This is a genomic window from Thiomonas sp. FB-6 (genome assembly GCF_000377645.1).
Lineage (GTDB): Bacteria > Pseudomonadota > Gammaproteobacteria > Burkholderiales > Burkholderiaceae_C > Thiomonas_A.
In genome coordinates, this window is the sequence record NZ_KB898487.1 from 51,586 (window position 1) to 61,039 (window position 9,454).

General features: G+C 61.8%; 3 protein-coding genes and 2 tRNA genes. 2 read left to right on the forward strand and 3 right to left on the reverse strand.

The window, feature by feature from the left end:
- Window positions 1-71 precede the first annotated feature (71 nt).
- Window positions 72-147 (forward strand) — tRNA-Ala (locus D466_RS0113215).
- Window positions 148-181: 34 nt separating this feature from the next.
- Window positions 182-257: transfer RNA gene (locus D466_RS0113220), tRNA-Glu, on the forward strand.
- 122 nt (window positions 258-379) lie between these two features.
- On the opposite strand, the gene D466_RS0113225 is transcribed toward D466_RS0113220, so the two are convergent.
- From D466_RS0113225 to D466_RS24010, 3 genes are all read right to left on the reverse strand, one after another.
- Window positions 380-2,065, reverse strand: a complete 1,686-nt coding sequence (locus D466_RS0113225) for a methyltransferase domain-containing protein (RefSeq protein ID WP_018914192.1) — start codon at window positions 2,063-2,065, stop codon at window positions 380-382.
- A gap of 83 nt (window positions 2,066-2,148) precedes the next feature.
- Entirely contained in the window at window positions 2,149-3,000 is an 852-nt protein-coding gene (locus tag D466_RS0113230) for a restriction endonuclease (protein ID WP_018914193.1), read from the reverse strand.
- A 1,209-nt stretch (window positions 3,001-4,209) separates the two neighbouring features.
- On the reverse strand, window positions 4,210-9,387 hold the full coding sequence (locus tag D466_RS24010) for a hypothetical protein (RefSeq protein WP_156004284.1): 5,178 nt from the start codon (window positions 9,385-9,387) through the stop codon (window positions 4,210-4,212).
- Window positions 9,388-9,454: the final 67 nt, after the last annotated feature.

A 9,454-nucleotide genomic window follows, 5' to 3' on the forward strand; every position in this document is an offset into this window, starting at 1 on the left:
CCCGCGCAGGTTTCCGACAAGGGGCTTGCGCGGGCCGCGGAATGTCGGCTATCATTTATGTCTTTGCTTGCGGGGGTATAGCTCAGCTGGGAGAGCGCTTGCATGGCATGCAAGAGGTCAGCGGTTCGATCCCGCTTACCTCCACCAACCAAGCAAAAAAATGCAGTACGCAGTACGTCCTGTCCCCTTCGTCTAGAGGCCTAGGACACCGCCCTTTCACGGCGATAACAGGGGTTCGAATCCCCTAGGGGACGCCAGTTTCAAGGCCCGAGTGGTTCACGCCACTCGGGCTTTTTGGCGTCTTGGGCCGGCATGACCCGATCGAAACGCTCGCCCGTCCCCCGCAAGAATCGCATCCCGCCGGCGAACGGAGGCCGTCTCACGGCTCCCAGCGGGCAACACCGCGCTGCATCGCGGTGATTTCAATGGATTCGCGGAGTACGTCAAACAAGTCCCGCAACCCCTGCTCACCGCGGCCGAGGCGATGCCCGAGCAGCGAGCAGGCGTCGCGATCGAATGCGTCCGGCACGGCGCATTGCGCAACCCGCCACGCGCCGAGGATCTCAGGGCGGCGCGACGCCAGCAGATCCGCCGCGGGCAGGCGGTCCGACTTGGCGCGATTGACCGCCGGGGCCACCGGCACCAGGTTCCACAGCGCGTTGTTGCCCCACAGCGCGAACGGGATGATGTGGTCGGCTTCGAAACGCCGTGCCAGCGCTCTGCCGCTCCAGACGCAATGGTCGATTCCGCTGTCCAGATAGATCTGCCGTGCCAGTGCGGTGGCGCGCTCGGGGGCAGGGCGCGCCAGCAGCAAGGGCAGCACGTCTCCCGCGCTCAGGCCCTGGCGCTGGGCGAAGCGCGCGGTCAACGCGGCCCAGCGCACGATCACGGCGTCGACGATCCAGTGGCCGAGCAGGCTCAGTTCCCGCCACATTTCGGCCGACAGGGTCACGCCCTGCAGCCGTGCGTCCCAGCCGAACACGCGTCCGGTATCGAGCGCGCCGCCCGAGTAGGCCACCGGGCCTGTACGGATCGCGACCGCGATGTCTCGCAGCGCCGCATGCAGCCGCGCCTGCACCTCGGCCGTCATCCGCCCGGCCATGCGGTCGAGGTGCCACGCGGACAAGCCGCCGTACTCCCCTGCATGGCGATATGCGTCGATCAGCGCCGTCAGCGAGGCGCGAAAGCGCAGCGGGTTGCGGCTGCCGGCGCCTTCGTCTTGCGATTGCGGAATATGGCCCGCGGCGATGATCGGCCAGTAGTACAGCAACCAGCGCTCGGCGATGCGCTGCACCGGCACTGCAACCGCGCCGCCCGCCAGCCAACGCACGGCATGCGGCTCCTGCATCGCGATCTCGGCCAGAGCCCGGAACAGCGCCAGCTTGTAGGTGGCAACCTTGCGATCGCGGTTCAGGATGCCCTCGATCTGATCCGCGGCGCGCAACGAGCCCGCAGCGCGCAGTTCGAACAACAGGGTGGACCAGCGCGTGCCGTCGCGCTGCAGCGCATCGTCGGAGTCCCAGCGCCCGATCAGTGGCAGCCCGATGCGCTCGAACAGCAGTTGCAAGGCTTCCGGAACCAGCGGTGTGAAAAGTCGACCGTTGGCGTCGCGGTCGTGCTGCAGGGGCTCGCCGCGGCTCAGCGGCACCGAGACCAGCAATCGGCCGTGCGGGCGCAGCAGGGCGCGCAGCGCGAACGCGGCGTCGAACAACTCGGCCTGCGGCAGATGCATCAGCACGGCGCTGCACAGCACACCGTCGAAGTTGCCGCCGAACGGCGCACCGACCGCCGGCAGAGCGGCCGCGGCGATGCGCCCGTGGAACTCGGGGTGCAGGCGAAAGGCCTGCGCGCGTAGCGCATCGACCGGCTCCACCCCAAAGGCGTCGAAGCCCGCCGCGCGCAGCGCCGTCAGGTCGCGGCCGGAGCCGCAACCGACATCGAGCACGCGGCTGCCCGCCGCGAACGCCGTCGCGAAATAGCCCGCAAGGGGGCTCGGCACCTGCTCGTAGCGCCCCGCGATCTCGGCCGCGTGTTCCGCGTAGTAGGCGCAGGTGGCGGGGTCCACTCAGGCCTCCTGCTGGGCTGCCCGAACGGAGGGCGGCATCCCTTCGGCGGGCCACGGACGCCGCGGGTGAGGCAGGAGCGTCATCACGCAGGCCGGGTTCCGCGGCATCCGGGGTAACGCTCGCAGCCCCAGAAGGCCTTGCCCGCGTTCGCTCCTTTCCTCGCCGTGCGCCGGACCATGCCCGACCCGCAGACCGGGCAAGCCGGTACACCCGTCTGCGATCCGTGGTCTGCGCTTGAGGCGGATCCCGGCGTCGTCGGATGCGGTTCCGCCGCGCGCAGCATGCGGTGCAAGGCGACGCCGTCGATCAACTCGACATTGCGCCCACGGGCGAAATCCGTGGCGTCGCTGGAAAAAGTTCCCGAGGTCACGACGAAACCGCCGACGGCGCCGCTTGCGGCCATCACCCCGAACAGTTCACGAACGACCTCGACCCCGACCTTCAGCGCCTTCCATTGCTTGCACTGCACGAGGAATTTCTCGTGGCCTTTGCGCAGCACCAGATCCACGCCGCCGTCAGCCCCGCCACGCCCGGTCTCGGCCACGCTATACCCGCGCTGCCGGAACACCTCGCCGACCAGGCGCTCGAAATCCTGCCAGGTCATGGCATCGAGCGCGGCGGCCGACGGAGCGGTGGCGACGCGGCTGGCCAGATCACGGCCTTGCCGGCGCTTGAACATCGACATGGCCGCGGCGAGCACGCAAAGTGCCGGCACGAGGAATTGACCGAACGTTGCCATGCCTGCGATGAGTGCGTGGACCATCACGGGGCCAAGCTGCTTCGCGGCGTCGGCGCCGGGCTGCACCGCAGGAGGCCTGGCCAAGGCGTGCAGGATGGCATAGCTCAGCACGGCCGCGATGAGCGACGCCCACCAGGGCAGCGCGGAAAGCAGTTCGACGATTTCCCTGAGTTCGTTCTTGCGCCGGCGTCCCATGGTTTGCCTTGGCTGTTTTGCAGGAATCGCCTGATCTTATTCGACGTGAGCGCCAAGCCTCGGAGGATGTATCGACACCTGGGAGTCGTCTTCGCATTGCTGGCTGCGCAAGCCAGAGGCCATACGTCTGTCTGTTCCCGCGATGTGCACGGCACGAACGCCGATATGCGGTGCCTGCGGCTACTGCGCGTCAGGCGCTGCACCAAGACCAAGCGGCACTGGACGTGCGCCTGGCGGCCCGGCGCTACGGCGCCGGCTTGCTTGGTCTTGGCGGCCCGAAGGGGGCCGCTGCAGCATCGTCCTTGCCTTCCGTCGCCCTGTGGGCGACTGCAGCGCCGCACGTTGTGCAGCTCGCGGCGCCCCGCGCTACGCGCGGGTCCTCTGGAAAGCCAGCCCGCGCTTACCCGTTCGACGTGGGTCTCCGGGACGCTCTACCAAAGCCGCCACTTCCCACCGTGCCGCTGCGCAGCACGGCGAGGCCCGGGTGGCTTCTTTGGCAGGGGCAGCCTTTCGGAACGCCCCGCGCGTACCGCGGGGCGGGGGCTCCGCCCCCCAACCGCTGCCGGCCGCTGGGGCGGCCTGTGGCCTCGGTGCGGTGCTGCGCACCTTGCTCGGCGCACCACGCGGCTGGCTCCCCCCGACCTGCAGCCGTGGGCTGCAGGGGCTGCGGCTGGACGCCTGGCCCCGCTTCGCGGTCACCAAACCCACGGCGAGCGTTGCGCGAAGCTCAGCACGCCCCATCGCCTGCACGTGAATCTGCGCGTGCAATCCACGCGCGCACTAGGAGAGGGCGTGAATTGGGCACAATGGAATTGCCGCGACGCTTGTCAAGCGTCGGCCGCGGTTTGGCCAGGCAGCTAGAGCAGGCCACGCTTGCGGCCGAAGATCACGACGCCAGCGAACGCCGCCATCATCACCGTGACGCCGAGGAGAATGCCAATCGCCATGATCGTTGCCCCGTCAAAGTGCCTTACCGCATTACGACCTTCGCGCTCCCACGAACAGCCGCATACCTGCTTGACGCAAGGGGGGGCGATGGTCCGCCGAGTGCCCGATTCTCGGCCATGGCCGTAGTTGAGGCGCGGCCTATCGCGACGACGGCAATGGTGTAGTCAAAAGTCTCGGGAGCCCCAGTGATCGCCAAGCGCTGCTTTCGGCGCCATCCGCGTAAATATGAAGCTTGCGCTTGTCGATTTCTTGCCGGACCTCTCAAGGTAATCTTACGTTCGGCCACGGCGGCACGCCGACCTGTGCTAATGTTTCGCCCCCACCTACCGATAAGCTGACATCGATCCAATCGTAGAGTGCAGGCGAACCAAATGCGTTTGGCGCATGTGCCCAGAGAGCAGGCTGAATTGCACCGTCGTTCCAGAAGGCTGTGGCTCGCGACGAGATAGCATGTCGATCGGGGAAGTGGTGCCAAAGCTCGTTAAAGTGCTCTGGGGTAGGTGCGGTGATCGCGCGCTCCACGCACGACCAGAACTTTGTTTCGTCTTGCGCGATCCCTTTCGGCCGTTCAACATTTCCGCCTGTACTTTTGGGAAGCCCTGTAGACAGTAAGACGTTAGACTCCGTCCTCTGCCAGTCGACATGTTCTACGAGAGGAAGATACGCGACAAGTTGCAGAGGCACTGGCATCGTCTGCGGTCTAGGCCTCCCTTCCAGCATGTTGTATGGGTCAATATCTGCAATCACCACGGCTTGATCGAGTTCGCTTAGTGCATCGCTTGGGTTGTTGTAGTAGATCCCCTTTGACCAACCGTGGTAAGGGGTGAGCGAAGAAAGGTATCCGGGCGCAGAATGGGCAGACTTCCAACTACCTCTGCCAATGAAACAGCTTCCGCCAACCAGATTACCACCAATCCCGTTCACAAAAACCGACGTTGTGCCGGCCGCAAGTTGACAGGCCTGCCCGGCGATCCAGTAGTCTGCACTTCGAGTTGTTGCCGAAGGAATGGCAAGTACCGACCTGCGCGTGCCGCTTCCGTCACCAGTGATCGACAGATGCCTTGCCAGTTCATGAAGATCTCTCTCGACTTCGTCGGCATCTGCGACCTCGCCGAAGCGCCGTCGTACATCCGCATAGTCATGAGCCATATTCAAGTAATTGGCAGGGCTTGAAACTAGAAAGACCTCGGAGCAGATTAATTCCAAGATATGCTTCAGCGGAAGGCGACTCTGCGAGAGCAGTGCGCTGACAGCGCTTGCTGTCGGCACCCATCCAGTCTTCTCCTGAATCTCCTTGATCAAATCCTCGGGCTTAAACAAAGGCCCTAATGGTCCCGTCATCGGGCGAAAGATCTCGTTCAACGCGACAGATCTATATTTCTTGCTGCGTGAGAACTCTAGGACAAGTCCTCGCGCCAATGCGTCTTCTCTTCCATTCTGACCGTCGCCACCCCTATCGCTAGACCCCACCATCTGGCGCGCGATCTCCTTTGGCACCGGCCACAGCAATGTGAGCGGGGCGGCCAAATTGTGAGGTGGTGGGTTCGGCCGGAATTCCATGTATGTGCCAGCAAGCACTGCAACATGCTTGCCGGCCAGATAGCCCTTCAACCAATCCACTGTCTCCCTCCGAACTGAGTACTCGGGTAGAACAAGCAGATCAACTTTGAAGGCCTCGCAGCTATCGATGATTCTTTCGAGAACCCGTCGACGGCGGTGCTCGGCCCAGCTCAACAATTGAACTGGATCAGTTCCTCCCCCTTTCCAGTGATGCTCCGAACCAGAGCTAGCTGTCGCAAGAGCCAACATCGCGTACAGATCCTTTGGCTCAAGTTGCTTAGATAAGCTATCTCTGACCTCAGGACAGAATGGCCACTTGGAAGGGCACGTCTCCATCATTGGATGTGAGTAGGTGATGTCCAGGGACATCTGTAGCAACGCAACGCGTATATGAGCTGCACGTTTTCTCGATTCGGAGCGTGCCTCCCAAGCCGTGCGTTGCTTCTTCCTAAACGCGCGGGTGTCAAGCGCAAAAGATGCCGAGTGCGAAGCATCGGGCCCGGGCGTCGGCCTTGGGGGTGGCGGAGTCCGACCCGTATTGGGGACGGATCCTCCAGTCGCCATCTCGCTTGTCGGGTCAACGGGATTTGCCGGCCCGCCCAGTGAAACAGAAGAGGCTGCCGCTGAGCCAGAATCCTCTTGATTCGCAAAATATGTGGTCTGCTCGCTTCTCTGTCCGGAAGGTCGACCTTGTTCAGCCCGCGGTTCCACAAGAAGACTATCGCGGTGGTCGGCAGGGCTCAACGCGCCGCTAGCGACTTCTCGCTCACCCGCCTCCTTCTTGAGTGCGATTGAAGCAAATGGTTCACCCAAAGCAGACACCGAGAGCAGTCGACCGGACCTTCGGTCATAGACTTCAGACCAGCTTCTCAGTACGCGCCCGTCAACGACGGCCTCTTCGATATGCTTCGCAAAGCGCGGAAACTGCGAAATCATCCATGGTGTTACCTCCCAGGAACCGTTGCGCGAATCGATAAACCGTCGCGATTGTGCGTTGTAGCCGTAGGAGGCCTCATTAGCTTGAATCAGTTCAAATCCCAGTTCGGCGTCAAGAAGGCGGACAAGTTCCGCCGTCGCTTCAAGTAACTCTAGATTTAGCAGCTCGAGCGTTCTCTTGCTCAGGCATTCAAAGGGCCAGTCGAGCATCTCGTCGGATTGCTCGTAGGCATATTCAGCCTGAGCAACTTTTCGGACTACTGACTCAAGGAGGCCGCATAGACCGGCCGACAGGCGTGTATCCGAACTGTTTTCTCCTCGAAGCCGATGCCCAAGATGGCGAACAACCGTTCTCAGTTGATCGACCAATCCCACACGCCCACGTTGTCGCGTAGTGCCTTCAGCATTCGAGCACTCGTTTGCCGCGATGTTTGAGACGGCGTCAGTCGATGGCGCAATATTCCAGTCTGCTGGGAAATCAAATGTATCAAGTGCCGAAAAGCCGGCAAGGCTCCGTATGGAAGCGATTATCCCATCAATCGCAACGGAAATTCCTGTGCAAACGGCCCCAGCGCACAATGCTTTCCATACGAGCTCCTCGGAAATAGAGGTGTTGCCGTAGAGTGAGTTCAGTTGTCTCGCGAAGCCGAGGACGCCGGAGAAATCTCGCCGTAGCCCGCCCAGGTTGCCGGCGTCCACCGCCAGATCCTTTGATACAGAAAGGGGAAGGCGTGCAATCAGCCTTCCGGTAAGCTCTTTCAAGAACACTACGGCATCAACGTAGTTCCATTGTTCTCGGAAGGATAGGAACATTGCAGCCGACTCGGCCTCAATCGCTAGTACATGGGCCAACTGCTGGACGGCAGGCGCCGAGTCATCCGGGAATTCTTCCAGAAGCCGAAGGGACCGCTCGATGCTGGCCGGTAGCGTGCCGCCCGACGTTTGCCTTTTGCTAATTTTCGAGTCAGCAAATGCACCACGAAGCTTTCGCATCTGGGAGCGGAGCACATATCTCGCTGGATTGCTCAGTGCCACGGCATCGAGGGCGACTTCGGTCTCCGCGTCACTGAATTTGGCCACATCGTCATGGAGCCCGAGGAAGTCACTTACGGCCGCACCGACGCGCCAAAGTTCCGCCTCGTAGATCGGAATTTCTATGGTACGAAGCGCACGACCACCATCGCGGACAAACGCTCGATTTCCGAGTTCAGCTCGCAAGACACCTTCGGCAATGACGTAGTGCTCCTTCCCGTTAAGACTTTGAGCAAGGTAGGGCCACGCGGGGACAAGCTCTAATTCTGCATGTTCGCGAGCGAAGTGCCGGACAGACGTTGCAATAGCGCGATACATGCAAGCAGCGAGTCGGAGGCTTCCTGGCGCCAAAGGTAATCCTGCTGAATCCGTCGACGTGCGCAGACGGAGGTAGTCCTCAGGCGGCAGCCGCCCCTCGAGTCGACGTAAAAGGCCTCCGGTGGACGCAATCGCCTCCCGAGTCCAATGCAGCGCCAAGGGCCGCAGCCTTGCTTGCGAGTCGGCGCCTATAAACTCAGGTAAGTCCAGTTCAGAGTCGTTCAGTTCGATTGCTTCCAAGCCTCGCGCCACTGCGCTACTTTCCTTCGACTCGCCCTCGATGAGACAGGAAAAGAGGCGCTTAGCGCGAATGCCAGGAAGTGGCGGCAGAAGCAGCCGTGACCTCGCGTCAGCTAAAGACGTCGGAGCTAACAAGCGGTGGCGCCGACTCAGGCAGGAAAGGATCTCGCTTCGGGGAACAACACTCGCCAGGGTCTGCAAAGCTATGGCCGCAATGGTCGCGTTGCTTTGGTCGAGAGACCCAGTCCCTCCGTCGGAAAGTGGTTCCTGATCTTCTCGGTCAGGAAGCAGGTTCTGAAAGAGGCGAGTTGCAAAGCTTTCCCTGGCGTCGTGACCTATGACGTGGGTGAACGGCTCGATAAACGGCTTCAGCGGGTCTTCAGGGAATGCTGTAGAGGCGGCAAGAAGTGCAACTGCTTCGTGCATCCACTCGAAAGGTCTCCAAGACTGAACCAACCGGGCGCGCTCAGCTTCAGACCGCATAACAAATGCGTTGCCATGACTCGTGGCGCGCCGGGCTTTCCAGGCCAAGAGTTGGAATCTCGCTTCGCGTTGGTACTCGGGCCCAGAATCGGTGACGCCGAAAGGTGCGCTGAACCCCGGCTCAAGTACTAGTGTGGCCAGCGAGGCGATCCGGCTCCGTCGAGTGACGTTTTCCTCCGCGGTCAGTTCCCGAACATCGCGGGGCTTGGTGTCAATCAGATGTTCAAGACCTTCTAGTCCGAAGAGGAGAGGTGATTCCCAGGAGTTCTTATCTGGGAGCAGACGCCATGAAGTCCCTTGTTGGCATTCGGTCCAGAGCGTCAGGTATCGGCTCCAGGCTGAAGCAGCGGTCGCACGACTGCCGTCCACCTCCTGTTCGCATGCGATCGCGTACCACAGAAGCCGTGCGACTTTGGGCAACTCTGACGTTCTAAGGTCTGGAGCTTGTAGAGCGGTTTTGGCCGTTTGAATAATGGTCGAGCCGGGCGCCTTGTACAGTTCGACGTTGTGAAGTAGCTGCAGCGCAGATTGCCGATCCGTGTTTGGTGCAACGGACCAAAACTCCCATCCTGATTCGCCATCGCCGATGAGCGGCGGCTCCCATGCAGGACCTGATGCGGCCAACGCCCGCCCCTGATTGATGTATAGGGAGAACTCGTCCGCACTCATTGGCGGGATCTCGTCAGCTTTTGCCAAAAGGGTCAGCTCAAGCGCTCGCGCATGCCGATCAATCGACTCTCGCATCTCACTGAGGACGGTCGGACTGTCGGCTAGCAGGACAATGTCATCGACATACCTGGCGTATCCAACGCGGGTCTTTTCCGTGTTGAGTCGTTCAATGATGTTGGCGCCGACCGAAATTTGAGCCACGTATGAGGGTTGTGCCGACCGAAAACTGGGCCAGGTGTTCGACCTACCCTGCTGTTTTTTTGTGCGG

What these genes read in the sequence shown, in the direction of transcription:
- D466_RS0113230 (WP_018914193.1), bottom strand. Translation starts at nt 3,000, where the DNA reads ATGGGACGCCGGCGCAAGAACGAACTCAGGGAAATCGTCGAACTGCTT.